Annotated in this window: 11 protein-coding genes and 1 tRNA gene; 2 read left to right on the top strand and 10 right to left on the bottom strand. The window is 68.6% G+C overall.

Features of this window, described 5'->3' with window-relative positions; all coding sequences use genetic code 11:
* Position 1: 1 nt before the first annotated feature.
* The 8 genes from ACE3N6_RS08735 to miaB form a co-directional block, all read right to left on the bottom strand.
* On the bottom strand, positions 2-2,683 hold the full coding sequence (locus ACE3N6_RS08735; RefSeq protein WP_374244825.1) for an HAD-IC family P-type ATPase: 2,682 nt from the start codon (positions 2,681-2,683) through the stop codon (positions 2-4).
* 91 nt (positions 2,684-2,774) lie between these two features.
* Positions 2,775-4,145, bottom strand: coding sequence for a TrpB-like pyridoxal phosphate-dependent enzyme (locus ACE3N6_RS08730; RefSeq protein WP_374244823.1), 1,371 nt, complete (start codon positions 4,143-4,145; stop codon positions 2,775-2,777).
* A 55-nt stretch (positions 4,146-4,200) separates the two neighbouring features.
* The gene (locus ACE3N6_RS08725) at positions 4,201-4,599 is read right to left on the bottom strand and encodes a hypothetical protein (RefSeq protein WP_374244821.1); all 399 of its coding nucleotides are present in this window, start codon (positions 4,597-4,599) and stop codon (positions 4,201-4,203) included.
* A 77-nt stretch (positions 4,600-4,676) separates the two neighbouring features.
* Positions 4,677-6,179: an apolipoprotein N-acyltransferase gene (lnt, locus tag ACE3N6_RS08720; protein WP_374244819.1), complete on the bottom strand. Its 1,503-nt coding sequence runs from the start codon at positions 6,177-6,179 to the stop codon at positions 4,677-4,679.
* Positions 6,179-7,021 carry an HlyC/CorC family transporter gene (locus ACE3N6_RS08715; RefSeq protein ID WP_374244817.1) on the bottom strand — a complete coding sequence of 281 codons (843 nt, stop codon included), beginning with the start codon at positions 7,019-7,021 and terminating at the stop codon, positions 6,179-6,181. Before ACE3N6_RS08715 ends, lnt begins: the two co-directional genes overlap by 1 nt.
* A gap of 84 nt (positions 7,022-7,105) precedes the next feature.
* Positions 7,106-7,588: an rRNA maturation RNase YbeY gene (ybeY, locus tag ACE3N6_RS08710; RefSeq protein ID WP_374244815.1), complete on the bottom strand. Its 483-nt coding sequence runs from the start codon at positions 7,586-7,588 to the stop codon at positions 7,106-7,108.
* Positions 7,585-8,547, bottom strand: coding sequence for a PhoH family protein (locus ACE3N6_RS08705; RefSeq protein WP_374244813.1), 963 nt, complete (start codon positions 8,545-8,547; stop codon positions 7,585-7,587). Before ACE3N6_RS08705 ends, ybeY begins: the two co-directional genes overlap by 4 nt.
* Positions 8,548-8,616: 69 nt before the next feature.
* Positions 8,617-9,951, bottom strand: coding sequence for a tRNA (N6-isopentenyl adenosine(37)-C2)-methylthiotransferase MiaB (gene miaB / locus ACE3N6_RS08700; protein WP_374244811.1), 1,335 nt, complete (start codon positions 9,949-9,951; stop codon positions 8,617-8,619).
* Positions 9,952-10,000: 49 nt separating this feature from the next.
* Between miaB and ACE3N6_RS08695 the strand changes: the two genes are divergently transcribed.
* Both ACE3N6_RS08695 and ACE3N6_RS08690 read left to right on the top strand, forming a co-directional pair.
* Positions 10,001-10,077, top strand: a tRNA-Met gene (locus ACE3N6_RS08695).
* 222 nt (positions 10,078-10,299) lie between these two features.
* Complete coding sequence (locus tag ACE3N6_RS08690; protein WP_374244809.1) at positions 10,300-11,715, top strand: TonB-dependent receptor; 1,416 nt, start codon at positions 10,300-10,302, stop codon at positions 11,713-11,715.
* An 11-nt stretch (positions 11,716-11,726) separates the two neighbouring features.
* Here the strand turns inward: ACE3N6_RS08690 and ACE3N6_RS08685 are convergent, their stop codons facing one another.
* Together ACE3N6_RS08685 and ACE3N6_RS08680 are read right to left on the bottom strand one after the other, a co-directional pair.
* A complete protein-coding gene (locus ACE3N6_RS08685) occupies positions 11,727-12,299 on the bottom strand; it encodes a hypothetical protein (protein WP_374244807.1) in 573 nt (190 codons plus the stop codon).
* Between the two features lie 83 nt (positions 12,300-12,382).
* On the bottom strand, positions 12,383-13,723 hold the full coding sequence (locus ACE3N6_RS08680; RefSeq protein WP_374244805.1) for a (Fe-S)-binding protein: 1,341 nt from the start codon (positions 13,721-13,723) through the stop codon (positions 12,383-12,385).
* Positions 13,724-13,793 lie beyond the last annotated feature (70 nt).

Genomic DNA, 13,793 nt, shown 5'->3' with positions numbered 1-13,793 from the left:
GCTAAACGCCTCGGCCTGCCCGGCCGAGGCGTTTTTCCATCCCCACCGCCAGTGCGACGAGCACCGCCGCGGCCGCGATCTCGAGCCAGGCGGCCAGCCCGATGGGCGCCGACGCGAACACCCGGTTCATCGCCGGCAGGTAGGTGAACAGCGCCTGCAGCGCCACCATCGCCCCGATCCCGCCCCAGAACCACGGGTTCGACCACCACCCGCAGCACCAGAACGGCCCACGCAGGTTGCGACAGTTGAAGAGGTAGGCGATCTCGCCCGCCACGAAAACATTCACCGCCACGGTGCGCGCCTCCTCCAGCGACGCACCCAGGCCACGCCAGCGCAGGAACAGCCCGAAGGCGGCCACCAGCAGCAGCACGCCCACCAGCACGATGCGCCGCACCAGCACCGCGTCGAGGATGGCCGCGCCGGGCGCACGGGGTGGCCGGCTCATCACGTCCCGCTGGATGGGCTCGAAGGCTAGCGCCATCCCCAGCAGCACCGCGGTGGTCATGTTGATCCACAGGATCTGCAGCGGCGTGATCGGCAGGGTGACCCCGGCCAGCACCGCGAAGAGGATCACCAGCCCCTCGCCGAAGTTGGTGGGCAGCGTCCAGATGATGAACTTGACGAGGTTGTCGTACACGCCCCGACCTTCCTCGATGGCGGCCTCGATGGTGGCGAAGTTGTCGTCGGTGAGCACCATCGCGGCGGCGTCCTTGGCCACCTCGGTGCCGCCGGCGCCCATCGCCACGCCGATGTCGGCGGCCTTGAGGGCCGGCGCGTCGTTCACCCCGTCGCCGGTCATCGCCACCACCTCGCCCCGCGCCTGCAGGGCCTGAACGAGCCGCAGCTTCTGCTCGGGCTCGACCCGGGCAAAGACGCTCACCTCGCCCACCGCCGCCTGCAGCGCGGCGTCGTCCATGGCGGCCAGCTCGCGCCCGGCGATGGCCCGCGCATCCGGCCCGGCCAGCCCCAGCTTGCGGGCGATGGCGAGGGCGGTCTCGGCGTGGTCGCCGGTAATCATCTTCACCGCCACCCCGGCCCCCATGCAGGCCTGGATCGCCCGCAGCGCGGCCTGACGCGGCGGGTCGAGCATGGCCTGCAGGCCGACGAGGCACAGGCCGCCGGCCACGGCGGCTTCGTCCAGCCGCTCGCCGGCAAGCTCGCCCCGCGCGAAGGCCAGCACCCGCAGGCCGTCGGCGGCCAGGGCGCGGGCCTGGGCGTCGATGGCGTCCATGTCGAGGGGCACGGGCTCGCCGTCGGGGCCCAGCGCGGTGGCGCAGCGGGGCAGGATCGCCTCCAGCGCGCCCTTCACCAGCACCACCGGCTGGCCGTCGAGTCGGTTGAGGCTGGCCATGTACTGGCGGGCGGAGTCGAAGGCGATCTCGTCCAGCCGCGGCGAATCCGCGCGCAGTTGCCGCTCGTCCAGCCCGGCCTTGCGGGCGGCCACCAGCAGCGCGGCCTCGGTGGGGTCGCCGGTGATCGTCCAGGCGCCGTCGGCCTGGGCCAGGCCGGCGTCGTTGCACAGCACGCCCACGACAAGCAGCTCGCGCAGCGGCCCCTCGGCCGCGGCCGGGCGACCGTCCAGGGTGAGCGCACCGTCGGGGGCGTAGCCGTCGCCGCTCACCGCAAACTGCTGGCCGCCAGCCACCAGGGCGCGCACGGTCATCTGATTTTCGGTGAGGGTGCCGGTCTTGTCGGAACAGATCACGGTGGTGCTGCCCAGGGTCTCCACCGCAGGCAGCCGGCGGATGATGGCCCGGCGCCGGGCCATGCGCGCCACGCCGATGGCCAGAGTGACGGTGATCGCCGCCGGCAGGCCCTCGGGGATCGCGCCGACGGCCAGCGCCACCGCGGCCATCAGCATGTCGAGGAGCGGCTCGCCACGCAGGCTGCCCACCGCGAACCCCAGCACCGCGAGGGCCAGGATGACCACCAGCAGGAAGTTGGAGAAGCGCGCCATGGCCCGGGTGAGCGGCGTGGCGAGGGTGTCGGTGGCGTCGAGCAGATCGGCGATGCGGCCGGTCTCGGTGGCGCGGCCGGTGGCCACCACCAGCCCGCCGGCCTGCCCGGCGACGACCAGGGTGCCGGCGTAGGCCATGTTGGCGCGGTCGGCGAGCACGCTGTCGGCCGGCAGCGGGGCCACGTGCTTGCCGACGGCGGTGGATTCGCCGGTGAGGGAGGCTTCGGTGACCTGCAGCGCGCGGGCGTCGAAGAGGCGCAGGTCGGCCGGCACCTTGTCGCCGGCAGCCAGCCACACCACGTCGCCGGGCACCAGTTCGGCGGCATCCAGCCGGCGGCGGGTGGCGTCGCGCAGCACCGTCACGTCGCTGGCCACGCTGCGCGCCAGGGCGGCCAGGGCGTCTTCGGCGCGACCTTCCTGGATGAAGCCGATCAGGGCATTGACCAGCACCACGCCGAATATCACCCCGGCGTCGGCCCATTCGCCCAGGAACGCGGCAATCGCCCCGCTGGCGATGAGGATGTAGATGAGGGGCTGGTGGAACTGCAGCGCCAGACGCAGGAGCGGGCCGCGACCGGCCTTGGCGTCGATGCGGTTGGCGCCGTGGCGGGCCAGCCGGGCGGCGGCTTCGGACTCGGTGAGGCCGACGTCGGCACGGGAATCGAGGGCGGCAAAGGCTTCGTCGGCGCGACGGGCATGCCAGTCGGAGGGCGCGGAGGCGGTCATGGCACAGGGGCAGGCTGGAGCGGTTTGCCCGATCGGACCGCAGCCCGACCGGGCAAGTTCAACGGGGCTGCCGGGGCCGCCTCGCCGGGCGTCAGGCGTCGACCTTGGGCAGCATCGACAGGGCCATCGCCAGCTCCTTCTCGTCGTAGGTCTGATCCACCAGCTTGCCGGAGAGGTAGTTGGTGTAGGAGGTCATGTCGAAGTGGCCGTGGCCCGAGAGGCAGAACAGGATGGTCTCGCGCTTGCCCTCGGCCTTGCAGCGCAGGGCTTCCTCGATGGCGCCGCGGATGGCGTGGGTGGATTCCGGCGCCGGCACGATGCCTTCGCTGCGGGCGAACATCACGCCGGCCTCGAAACAGGCGGTCTGGGCGTAGGCCTGGGCTTCGATCAGGCCCAGCTCCATCACGTGGCTGACCAGCGGCGCCATGCCGTGGTAGCGCAGGCCGCCGGCGTGCAGGCCCGGCGGGGTGAAGTCGCTGCCCAGCGTGTGCATCTTGACCAGCGGCGTGAGGTGGGCGGTGTCGCCGAAGTCGTAGGCGTACTTGCCGCGGCTGAGCGACGGGCAGGCCGAAGGCTCGACCGCCACGATGCGGCGCTTCTTGGTGGTCTCGCCGCGCAGCTGCTGGCCCAGGAAGGGGAAGGCGATGCCGGCGAAGTTGGAGCCGCCGCCCACGCAGCTGATGACCACGTCCGGGTCGTCGCCCGCCATCTCCATCTGCAGGATGGCCTCCTCGCCGACGATGGTCTGGTGCAGCAGCACGTGGTTGAGCACCGAACCGAGGGCGTACTTGGTGTCGTCGTTCTTGGCGGCCACCTCGACGGCTTCGGAGATGGCGATGCCCAGCGAGCCGATGTGGTCGGGATGCTCGGCCAGCACCGCGCGGCCGTAATCGGTCTCGGGCGACGGGGACGGGATGCAGCGGGCACCCCAGGTTTCCATCAGAGCGCGGCGGTAGGGCTTCTGGTCATACGAGACGCGCACCTGGAAGACGGTCACGTCCAGCCCGAACAGGCTGCCCGCGTAAGCCAGGGACGAACCCCACTGGCCGGCGCCGGTTTCGGTGGCGAGGCGCTTCACGCCTTCCTGGGCGTTGTACCAGGCCTGGGGCACGGCGGAGTTGGGCTTGTGGCTGCCGGCGGGCGACACGCCCTCGTACTTGAAGTAAATCTTCGCCGGCGTGCCGAGCAGCTTCTCGAGACGGCGGGCGCGGAACAGCGGGCTGGGGCGCCACTGACACAGCACGTCGCGCACCGGCTCGGGAATGTCGATGTAGCGCTCGGTGGACATCTCCTGGGCGATGATGGCGTTGGGGAAGATCGGCGCCAGGTCGGACGGCCCGAGGGGCTGCAGGGTGCCGGGGTGGAGCGGCGGCGGCAGCGGCACCGGCAGGTCGGCGGCGATGTTGTACCAGGCCTTGGGCATGCGGGATTCGTCGAGCAGATACTTGATCTGGTCGCTCATGGTTTTCCTCCTGATCGGTCTTGGTTTTGTCGTGTTTGAAAGGGGCGGCCTGCGCTCAGGCGGCCAGGTCTTCCAGGGCGAGGCCCCAGTGCTTCATCAGGTAGCGCAGCAGGGTCTGCTCGCCTTCACTGACGGTCCCGTCGGCCTTGGCGATGATGAGCATCGCCGACAGGGCGACCTTCTGCAGGGCCGGATCGACGATGTCGTCGGCCAACCGGGCCAGCCGGCGCTCTTCGAGGAGAAACACGCGCTCCTGCTCGGCCTCGGTGATGACGTCGCGACAGCAGTCGAGCAGCGCCTGAACGAGCACGTCCTGCTCGATGCCCACCAGGGCGACGGTGTCGTGGTGCTTGAGCCAGTCGATTTCCCGGTTGTCCAGCCGGCCATCGGCGAGAATCGCCATGGCGATCAGGCGCGCGAGCGCCTCGGGGCTGTTGGTCGGATAAGCGCGCATGGTTCGATGATCCTGTTCGATAAAGGGCGAACCGCGATCATACGCTCATACGCGCCCGCGCTCCCGCCACCGGCGGCTCAGGCCCGTCGGCGGCGCCCTGCGAGCACCGTCGCACCCAGCACCAGCAGCGCACCGCCAACCGCCGGGCCGTTGCCCCAGCGGGCGTAGGGCGTCAGGCCCTGATAGCCGCGCACCGACACATGCAGCGCGCCGGCCTCGAAGGGCGGCAGCACCGCCTCGACGTGGCCGTCGGGCATCACCAGGGCGGTCATCCCGGTGTTGGTGCTGCGCAGCATCGGCCGGCCGGTTTCCAGCGCACGCAGACGGGCGATCTGGAGGTGCTGGGGCTGGGCGAAGGAGTCACCGTACCAGGCCAGGTTGGAGAGGTTGAGCATCAGCGTGGCCTCGGGCAGGCTACGGATGAGTTCCTCGCCAAACACGTCCTCGTAGCAGATGTTGATCGCCACCTTCTGGCCGGCCAGGGCCAGCGGCGGCTGACGCTCGGGGCCGCGGGTCTGGTCGGCCATCGGGATGTTGGCCAGGTCGTAGAACCAGCGGAACAGCGGCGGCGAGTACTCGCCGAAGGGCACCAGATGCTGCTTGGCGTAGTGGCCCGAGGGCGACACCCCAAGGCTGATCGCGGCGTTGAAGATGTGGCCTTCCGCGTCGCGGGTGAAGGTGCCGAGAATGGCGTCGCCGCCGTGGCTGGCCGCGCTACGGCCGACGGCCTCCAGGTAGCCAGGCGGCAGGTAATCGATGAGCAGCGGGATGGTGGTTTCGGGCAGCACGACGAGCTGCGCCGGGTTTTCCCGCACCATCGCCAGGTTGCGGTCGAGCCATTGCTGGAGCATCTCGGGCCGCCACTTGAGGCGCTGCTCGATGTTGGTCTGCAGCAGCGCCACCTTCACCGGCTCGCCGACGGGCGCCGTCCAGGCAATCTGGCGCAGCCCGGCCCCGGCGCCGATCACCAGCGCCACGCCCAGCAGCGGCTGCCAGCGGCGCTCGGTCAGCGCGGCCACCGCCAGCGCCGACACCAGCGCCACCAGCCCGCCGAGGCCGAACACGCCCAGCACCGGCGCGAAGCCGGCCAGCGGGCTGGGGGGCGTCTGGCTGTAGCCCACCGCCAGCCACGGGAAGCCGGTGAACATCCAGCCCCGGGTCCACTCGAAGATCAGCCAGCAGGCGGCAAACAGCGCCGCATCCGGCACCGCCCTGCCCCGCCGCAGGCCGCCAAAGGCTGCGCCGGCCAGGCCGGCGAACAGGCCCACCAGCGCGCAGAACAGCAGGATCGCCAGCGCCGCCAGCGGCATCGGCATGCCACCGAAGCGGTGGAGCGCCACATACAGCCACGAGACGCCACCGAGCATCGCCCCGAGCCCCCAGGCAAGGCCGGTGACGAATCCGGCGCGGGCGCGGCGGCCCGGCGGTGCGTCGCGCAGCGCGGCGGGCGCCCCCGGCCCAAGCAGCCAGAACAGCACGCCCAGCGCGACGAACACCACCGGGAACCCGCCGACCGGCGCATAGGCCAGCACCGAAGCCCCCCCGGCCAGGAGGGCCCCGACAAGCCGCCGCCAGCCCATCAGCCGCCGACCGCGTCGGCGTCCGGCAGGCGCTCGACCAACAGGGAATGGATGCGCCGGCTGTCGGCGCGCAGCACCTGGAAGCGCAGCCCTTCCAGCTCGATGACCTCGTTGCGCTTGGGCAGGCGGCCCAGCTTGCGGATCAGCAGGCCGCCGACGGTGTCGTATTCGTGATCGCTGAAAGCGCTGCCGAAGGCTTCGTTGAAATCCTCGATCTCGGTGCCGGCCTTGACCCGGTAGCGGCCGGCCTGATCGATGCGGATGTTGTCGGCGGTCTCGTCGAAGTCGTATTCGTCCTCGATGTCGCCGACGATCTGCTCGAGCACGTCCTCGATGGTGACGAGCCCGGCCACGCCGCCGTACTCGTCCACCACGATGGCCATGTGGTTGCGGCTGACGCGGAAATCCCGCAACAGCACGTTGAGCCGTTTGGATTCGGGGACGAACACCGCCGGGCGGAGCATCTCCCGGAGGTTGAAGGATTCGCCGGCGAAGACCCGCAGCAGATCCTTGGCGAGCAGGATGCCGACCACGTCGTCCTTGCCGTCGCCGACAACGGGAAAGCGGGAGTGGGCGGCGCCGATGGCAAAGCGGGTGATGTCCTCGACGGAGTCGGCAAGATTGACGACGTCCATCTGCGCGCGAGGAATCATCACATCGCGCACCTGCATCTCGGAGACCTGCAGCGCGCCCTCGATGATCGCCAGGGCGTCCGCGTCGAACAGGTTGCGTTCGTGGGCGGCGTGCAGCAGGTGCAGCAGTTCTTCACGGTCTTCCGGCTCTCGGGTGAGGAGCGCAGAGAGCCGTTCGAGCAAGGACGGTTTACTACTGGAAGGTTCCATAAAAGGGGTTGATGAGAAATGGGCGATGGGCGATGAATCGGGGTTCCGACCCATCGCCCATGGCGCATTGCTCACCCCACCGGATCATCGTTCGCCCGCGTAGGGATCGGGATAGCCCAAGCCGGCGAGGACCTCGCGCTCCCGGGCTTCCATCTCCTCGGCGTCGGCGTCGTCCTCGTGGTCGAAGCCCTGCAAATGCAGCATACCATGCACGGATAAGTGGGCGTAATGCGCGTCCAGGGCCTTGCCCTGCTCGGCGGCTTCGCGCTCCACCACCTGCCGACACAGCACCAGATCGCCCATCAGGGGCAGCCCGTCGGGCAGCGGCATGTCCTCGCCCTCGTCGTAGGCAAAGGTGAGCACGTTGGTGGCGTAATCCTTGCCGCGGTAGTCGCGGTTGAGTTCGCGGCCTTCGTCTTCATCCACGATGCGCACGGTGATGCGCGCGGCACCCGGCTCGGCGGCCCGCAGCCAGCGGCGGAAATCGACCCGCGAGGGTACGCCCTCCCGGTTACAGGCGTATTGCACGGAGAGATCGAGGCGGCGGGGCAGCTGGGCTTGGGTCATTGCTGGATCTGCTGTTGCTGGTTGCGCTGGGAATGCTTTTCGTAGGCATCGACGATGCGGGCGACCAGCGGGTGACGCACCACGTCTTCCTTCAGGAAGTGGGTGAAGGCCACGCCGCGCACGTCGGCGAGCACCTGCACCGCTTCGCCCAAGCCGCTCTTCTGGCCCCGTGGCAGGTCGACCTGGGTGAGGTCGCCGGTGATGACGGCGCGGGAGCCGATGCCGATGCGGGTGAGGAACATTTTCATCTGCTCGGGCGAGGTGTTCTGGGCTTCATCCAGAATGATGAAGGCCCGCGACAGGGTGCGCCCGCGCATGAAGGCCAGGGGCGCGATCTCGATGCAGCCCCGCTCGAAGAGCTTGGTGACGCGATCGAAGCCCATCAGGTCGTAGAGGGCGTCGTAGAGCGGGCGCAGGTAGGGGTCCACCTTCTGAGCCAGATCGCCGGGCAGGAAGCCCAGCCGCTCGCCGGCCTCGACCGCCGGCCGGGTGAGGACGATGCGCTCCACGTGCTCGCGCTCGAAGGCATCCACCGCACTCGCAACGGCAAGGTAGGTCTTGCCGGTGCCGGCCGGGCCGACGCCGAAGGTGATGTCGTGCTCCTGGATCTGGCGGATGTACTCCACCTGGCGCGGCGTGCGGCCGTGCAGCTCGCTCTTGCGGGTGAGCAGCGCCGGCGCCGGCGGGCTGGCCTGGGACAGGTTGGCCAACTCGATGAGGCCGAGCTGGATGTCGTCCACCGACAGGGGCGCGTCGGAGCGGTCGTAGAAATGCCGCAGGGCCCGCGCGGCGATGTGGGTCTGGGGTGGCTCGCCGTGCAGGGTGAAGCGCTCGCCACGCCGGGCGATGGTCACGTCGTAGGCGGTTTCGATCTGGCGGATGTTCTCGTCGAGCGCCCCGCACAGGTTGGCGAGGCGCAGGTTGTCCAGAGGGTGCAGCGCGATTTCGGTTGGCTTCATCGGGGACATGCTGCCAGACCGGGGCCTGGCAGGAAAGTGGCAGTCACGACCGGATCGTGATCCGGCGATTCAATCCTTCACGACGATCTCGCCGCGCAGGGAGTGAGGCAGAGCCGCGGTGATCGTCACCTCGACGAAACTGCCCACCAGACGCGGGTTGCCGGCGAAGTTGACCACCCGGTTGTTGTCGGTCCGGCCGGCCAGTTCGTTCGGGTCCTTCTTCGAGGGGCCTTCGACGAGAATGCGCTGGACGCTGCCGACCATGCCGGCGCTGATCTCGGCGGCGTGCGCCTCGATGCGCTTCTGGAGCCGCGCCAGCCGGGCGAGCTTGACGTCGGCCGGGGTGTCGTCGGGCAGATCGGAGGCCGGGGTGCCCGGGCGGGCGCTGTAGACGAAGCTGAACGACGTATCGAACCCGAGTTCCTCGATGAGCTTCATCGTCGCCTCGAAATCCGCCTCGGTCTCGCCCGGGAAGCCCACGATGAAGTCGGACGACAGGGAGATGTCGGGCCGCGCGGCGCGCAAGCGGCGCACCAGCGACTTGTACTCCAGCACGGTGTAGCCCCGCTTCATCGCCGCCAGCACCCGGTCGGAGCCGGCCTGAACCGGCAGGTGCAGGTGCGACACCAGCTTGGGCAGGCGGGTGTAGGCATCGACGACGCGCTGGGTCATCTCGCGCGGATGGGAGGTGGTGTAGCGCAGGCGCTCGATACCCGGGATGTCGTGCACGCATTCGAGCAGGAAGGCGAAATCGGCCATCTCGCCCCCCTCGCCGTCGATGGGCGCGCGCCAGGCGTTCACGTTCTGGCCAAGGAGCGTCACCTCCTTCACGCCCTGGGCGGCCAGCCCGGCCACCTCGGCCAGCACGTCGGCCAGCGGACGATAAACCTCGTCGCCCCGGGTGTAGGGCACGATGCAGAAGGTGCAGTACTTGGAGCAGCCCTCCATGATCGACACGAAGGCGCTGGCCCCCTCCACCCGCGCCGGCGGCAGGTTGTCGAACTTCTCGATCTCGGGGAACGAGATATCCACCTGCGAGCGGCCGGACGACTTGCGTTCGGCGATCAGCTTGGGCAGGCGGTGCAGGGTCTGCGGCCCGAACACCAGATCCACGTAGGGCGCGCGCTGGACGATCGCCTCGCCCTCCTGGCTCGCCACGCAACCGCCGACGCCGATGATGAGGTTGGGGTTCTTCTGCTTGAGGTGCTTGACCCGGCCCAGATCGTGGAACACCTTCTCCTGCGCCTTCTCGCGCACCGAGCAGGTGTTGAAGAGGATCACGTCCGCCTCTTCCGGGTTGTCGGTCTTCTCCAGACCGTCAGCCGCCCCAAGCACATCCGCCATCTTGTCCGAGTCGTACTCGTTCATCTGGCAACCGAAGGTACGGATATAAAGCTTCTTCATTGCGTGTTGACCAAGAGCCTTCAAAACTCTATTATAGCGGGCTCCGGTTGGTGATGTAGCTCAGACGGTTAGAGCGACGGATTCATAACCCGTAGGTCGGCAGTTCGATTCTGCCCATCACCACCACAGAACACTGAGCAACACCAAGCCGCTGAATCGCAAGGTTCAGCGGCTTTTTTGCGTTCCGAGCCCCACCGTGGGCTGCCCGTCACCGAAAATCCCCTCGAGAATGGATCGACTCGCCGCCGGAAGCGGTGGGAAGATATGCCCATCGCGGCCCCGCCGCGCACAAGAAGATCCAACATCATTTCACGGGCCGGACCGGGGCCCGGCACCAGGGGGAAGACCATGCACAAGCGCGACACCACGCTCACCACCGATCAAAAGGCGCTCGAGATCAACCTCGACAAGTTCAAGTACGGCTCCATCGTCGAGATCGGCGCGGGGCAGGAGGTGGCGCGGCGCTTCTTCTCGGTGGGTGCCGCGGCGGGCACCGTGGCCAAGACCATGTCGGCCTACGACATGGCAGTGAGCGACGACATCTACGGCCATGCGGACCGCTACGTGAGCCGGGCGCGCCTGCTGCAGATGCTGGACAAGGAGTTCTCGCTGGTGGTGCAGCGGCTCGCCCACGTGCGGCCCAAGAACACCACCTTCTTCGCCTACGCGGCCACCGTCACCGCGCGCAGCTTCAAGCAGAAGAACGAATGCCACGGCTGGGTGGGCATCCGCCTGCAGCTGCATCCGGGCGCCGCGCCCTCCGACGTGATCCTGCACGTGCGCATGCTCGACAACGACAACGCCCAGCAGTCCGAAGCGCTGGGCATCCTCGGGGTCAATCTGATCCACGGCGCCTTCCACCACTTCCATCACCCGGCCTGGGTGGTCGAGAGCCTGGCGGACGGCCTGGGCTCGGAGCGCATCGAGGTGGACCTGATCCATTTCTCCGGCCCCTACTTCGAGGAAGTGGAGAACCGCCTGATGAACCTGCACCTCATCCGCAGCTGGCTGACCCGCGCGGTGGTGTTCGCCCCCTCCGGCGAGGTGGTGGTGCCGGGCGAGCTGTTCTACCGCAAACCGGTGATGGTGATGCGCGGCAGCTTCAAGCCGGTGACGCTGGTGAACGAGGACATGATGTGCGCCGGCCTCAAGCAGTTCAGCCAGCTGGCGGCGGTGGAGGAAGGCGAGATCCTGTCGCTCGCCGAGATCACCATGAACTCGCTCATCAGCGGCGACAACGTGGATGGCGCCGATTTCCTCGCCCGCATCGACCTGCTGGCCTCCCTGGGCTACACGGTGATGATCTCGGACTACGTGCGCTACTTCCGCCTGCGCGCCTACCTGCGCCGCTACACCCAGAAGCCCATCGGCATCGTGCTCTCGGTGCGCGACTTCAACTACCTGTTCGACGAGAAGTACTACGAGGGCCTGGAGGGCGGCATCCTGGAGGCCTTCGGCAAGCTCTTCCCGGACAACACCCACGTCTACGTCTACCCCACCCGCCTGCAGCGGGGCGGCGAGACGACGCTGGTGACCCTCGACAACGTGGACGTGCCGGCCAACCTGCACCACCTGCTGGCCTTCCTGAAAGAGAACCAGAAGCTCCTGGCCGTCGAGCCCCACGACGACAGCCACCTGCACATCGACGTGGCCGAAGTGCTCACCGGCCTGCGCCGCGGCCGGGGCGCGTGGATGGACGACGTGCCGGCCAGCGTCGCCGAACGCATCGTCGCAGGCCGCCTGCTGGGTTTCGATACGGAGTAACCGCTGGCTTCTCAGGCCCGCTCCGGAACCTTCTCAGCCGTATCGGCCAGCTTGAAGAGCGCCGTCATCAGGTTGTTTCCCGCGACGAACAACGGCTCGGTGGCGCCCTTGCCAGCCAACAGGGCACTCACCGAGTCGCTGACGCGGTAAAGCGAATTGGCGGTTCGGATGTAGAAATACACCGACGCCGAATCGGGCTCGGGATGGGCATCGACCTTCTCGGCCTTGGCAATCCATCTGGCAGCCTCGGCCACGAACGCCCGGGCCAGCTCAGCGGCCCCGTATCCGCCAGCAATGGCGGAGCCCTGCCTCTTCATGTAGATGCTTCCGGTTCCGTCCGCGCAGGCGATCACCGTCGCCTGCGTATCCTCGATGGGCCAGTCCATGGCAACACCAATCACGGCACCGGGCTGGCGGGGCGCGCTGCCGAGCATGTCCTCGGGCGCGGCGGTGTAAAAGATTTCGCGCAAGCTCTGATACAGGGCGAGGTTGGCCTTCTCCCGACGCTTACGCCACGCAGAAAAACCAAGCGCCGCGCAACCCATGAGCACGTACAGCGCCAGCTGCAGAGTAACGGCATCCATGACCATCTCCTCATCGACACAATGTCAGATTCATTGTATTGCTGGCGAGGAAACGTCAATTCGATCTGGGTCAAACGCTGCCGCTACCCCAGCGCCTTCGCCAGCAGCACCGCCACGTGCATCGCCTCGCGGCCGGCGCCGTCCTTGATCTGGTGTCGGCACGAGAAGCCGTCGGCGATGATTGGGGCGTCGTCGGCGGCGGCCCGCACGGCCGGCAGCAGCGCCAGCTCACCCATCGCCTGCGACGCCTCGTAGTGCTCGGCCTCCAGCCCGAAGCTGCCGGACATGCCGCAGCAGCTGGCATCCACGATGTCGAACTCGAAACCGGGAATCCAGCCCAGCACCTTCTTCACCGACTTCATCGCCCCGAAGGCTTTCTGGTGGCAATGGCCATGCACCACCGCCCGGCCGCCGGGGACGGGCTTGAGATCGAGCTTCAGCCCCTTGTTGCCCTCGCGCATCAGAAACTCCTCGAAGAGGAAAGCCTGCTTGGAGAGCTGCCCCACCGCCGGGCCCAGGGACAGGCTGTAGAACTCGTCCCGCAGCGCCAGCAGGCACGAGGGCTCCAGCCCGACGATGGGCGTGCCCTCGGCCAGCGCCGGGGCCAGCGCGGCCATCACCCGCCGGGCCTCGACCTTCGCCTCATCCACCAGCCCTTGCGATAGATAGGTGCGCCCGCAGCACAAGGGCCGCGTCGGCTCGGCGTTGGTGGCGACCGGCTGCAGCACTTCCACCGCATAGCCGCCGGCGCGCAGCACCTTGAGCGCCGCCTCGGCCACCTCGGGGGTGTAGTAGTGGGTGAAGGTATCCACGAAGAGCAGCACCTTGCCCCGCGTGCCGGTGGCTTCGAATGCCGGCGCGGCAAAGCCGCCTGCCACGATCTCGGGGATCGGCCGCCGGGCCGCGATGCCCAGCCAGCGCTCCGCCACGCCCGCCAGCCACGGCGAGGCGTTGCGCAGGCGCACCAGAAGCTTGAGCAGCGGCCGCCACGCGTGCAGCCAGCGCGGCAGCCCGGCAAACAGCCGCACCCGCCGCGACGCCCCGAGCCGGGCATTGCGCTGGGCCAGGTATTCGGTCTTGATGAGGGTCATGTCCACCGCGCTGGGGCACTCCTTCTTGCAGCCCTTGCACGACACGCACAGGTCCATCGCCGCGGCAAGGTCGGGGTGGGCGAAGGGCTCGTCGCCCAGCTCGCCATTGAGCGCCGCCTTGAAGGCCTTGACCCGCGCGCCGGTGGAGTGCGCCGGGTCGTGGGTGATCCGGTAGCTCGGGCACATCACCCCCTTGCCGTCGCGCTGGCACTGGTGATTGTTCATGCACACCGCCACCGCCTTGGCGTAGTTGCCCCCGGTGGCGGGGATGCCCGCGTAGGCGTCGCCCACGCCGTAGGTGTCGTAGGCCGACCAGTCGAGATAGGTTTTCATGCCTGTCGCCACGCAAGACCGGTGCCAAATGCGAAAGCTTCTCAAATCAGACATTTAGGCCCCCGCGGGG

The sequence above is a fragment of the Zoogloea sp. genome, assembly GCF_041904905.1.
Lineage (GTDB): Bacteria > Pseudomonadota > Gammaproteobacteria > Burkholderiales > Rhodocyclaceae > Zoogloea.
The sequence above is the reverse complement of the archived record's forward strand: the minus strand, read 5'-3'. Positions and strand labels throughout refer to the sequence as shown.

Bases quoted from the DNA above. Each gene is read 5' to 3' on its own strand.
- ACE3N6_RS08735 (WP_374244825.1), bottom strand. From the start codon at position 2,683: ATGACCGCCTCCGCGCCCTCCGACTGGCATGCCCGTCGCGCCGACGAA.
- ACE3N6_RS08730 (WP_374244823.1), bottom strand. From the start codon at position 4,145: ATGAGCGACCAGATCAAGTATCTGCTCGACGAATCCCGCATGCCCAAG.
- ACE3N6_RS08725 (WP_374244821.1), bottom strand. From the start codon at position 4,599: ATGCGCGCTTATCCGACCAACAGCCCCGAGGCGCTCGCGCGCCTGATC.
- lnt (WP_374244819.1), bottom strand. From the start codon at position 6,179: ATGGGCTGGCGGCGGCTTGTCGGGGCCCTCCTGGCCGGGGGGGCTTCG.
- ACE3N6_RS08715 (WP_374244817.1), bottom strand. From the start codon at position 7,021: ATGGAACCTTCCAGTAGTAAACCGTCCTTGCTCGAACGGCTCTCTGCG.
- ybeY (WP_374244815.1), bottom strand. From the start codon at position 7,588: ATGACCCAAGCCCAGCTGCCCCGCCGCCTCGATCTCTCCGTGCAATAC.
- ACE3N6_RS08705 (WP_374244813.1), bottom strand. From the start codon at position 8,547: ATGAAGCCAACCGAAATCGCGCTGCACCCTCTGGACAACCTGCGCCTC.
- miaB (WP_374244811.1), bottom strand. From the start codon at position 9,951: ATGAAGAAGCTTTATATCCGTACCTTCGGTTGCCAGATGAACGAGTAC.
- ACE3N6_RS08690 (WP_374244809.1), top strand. From the start codon at position 10,300: ATGCACAAGCGCGACACCACGCTCACCACCGATCAAAAGGCGCTCGAG.
- ACE3N6_RS08685 (WP_374244807.1), bottom strand. From the start codon at position 12,299: ATGGATGCCGTTACTCTGCAGCTGGCGCTGTACGTGCTCATGGGTTGC.
- ACE3N6_RS08680 (WP_374244805.1), bottom strand. From the start codon at position 13,723: ATGAAAACCTATCTCGACTGGTCGGCCTACGACACCTACGGCGTGGGC.